This window comes from Methylobacterium sp. WSM2598 (genome assembly GCF_000379105.1).
Lineage (GTDB): Bacteria > Pseudomonadota > Alphaproteobacteria > Rhizobiales > Beijerinckiaceae > Methylobacterium.
Genome location: NZ_KB900609.1, coordinates 788,872 through 789,923, shown reverse-complemented (window position 1 = coordinate 789,923; position 1,052 = coordinate 788,872). Strand labels below are relative to the sequence as shown.

The following is a 1,052-nucleotide window of genomic DNA, read 5'->3' as shown; positions in this document are numbered from 1 at the left end:
GCCGATCCCGGATCAGGGGGCAGTATGTCGTGACGCCTGACGATAGCGATGACCGATGTCGCATGTCAGGCGCAGATGTCCTGGAAGAGGTAGAAGCCTAACCGGTCGGCCGCCTCGCGGGCAGCCCAGGGCTGAAAGCCGACCGGCACGTCTGCCTCGCTGCGGGCCGTGTAGCCGTAGGACCAGTTCTCTGGCGCGAGAAAGGCCGGCACCGGCATGTCTTCACGGACAGCGCAGCACACGCCCGGTTTGTGCTTGCGCAGAAATACATTGTAAGCGTCGCGCAGCTGATCTTGTGCCAGCATGGCGTCCTCCCTTGCTCTCTCGGCTCGGCTATTCGAGCGGCCTGAGACCCGCCGCTCATTGATCCAGCGCAAACGGATCCAGCGGGATGCGCGCCACGGGACCTATGTAGAAACCCCTAAGGGATGTCGCGGAATTTTCAGATCGAGAGGTTGTCTGCCACACGTCTGTCGACTCACCCCAGCAGGTCACGCGCGCCTCGGTCTCACGGCCGCGCAGGCCGAGGGAGCACCGGCGATGATCCTGAAGCACTCCGGCCTCATCGCCTTCGCGATAAGAGCGGCGCTCGGAGCGGCCGCGATCGTCGCCGCCGCGGATCCTGGCATTCGGATCGCCTACTCGGATGGAGCAGTGCAGGCGCGTGTCGAAAAGGCGGCGCGGCAAACGGACCGGGTGATCCGCGCCAGGATGATCGAGGCGGCCCAGCACTCCGAGCTCCAAGTCGGGCAGGTGACCGGCGGTGATGGGACCAGCGCCCGCGGGCGAATGGTCGTGGCTTCCCACGCGCAGTGAGAAGGCTGGACAGCCATGGTGTTTCCCGATGCATCGCTCCTCGACGAAGCGGCTGAGGAACTCGCATTCCTGAGGACCGTCCTTCGGTCGAGCCGGCCAAGTCCCGCTTCCACGCCCAGGGCTGGAAAGGCGGGAGCGGTCTCTGATGCGCGTGCACTCGAGCTCGCGGCCGACCGCGATCTGGGTCGTGTCCCTGACGGCGGTGTAGCGCGACGCTAACGAGGCAGCCCGCCCGC

2 protein-coding genes are annotated in these 1,052 nt (G+C 66.1%); one reads left to right on the top strand and one right to left on the bottom strand.

Features of this window, described 5'->3' with window-relative positions:
• Window positions 1-65: 65 nt before the first annotated feature.
• Complete coding sequence (locus tag MET2598_RS43670; RefSeq protein ID WP_012333669.1) at window positions 66-305, bottom strand: hypothetical protein; 240 nt, start codon at window positions 303-305, stop codon at window positions 66-68.
• A 235-nt stretch (window positions 306-540) separates the two neighbouring features.
• Between MET2598_RS43670 and MET2598_RS43665 the strand changes: the two genes are divergently transcribed.
• The gene (locus MET2598_RS43665; protein WP_018259913.1) at window positions 541-816 is read left to right on the top strand and encodes a hypothetical protein; all 276 of its coding nucleotides are present in this window, start codon (window positions 541-543) and stop codon (window positions 814-816) included.
• Window positions 817-1,052: the final 236 nt, after the last annotated feature.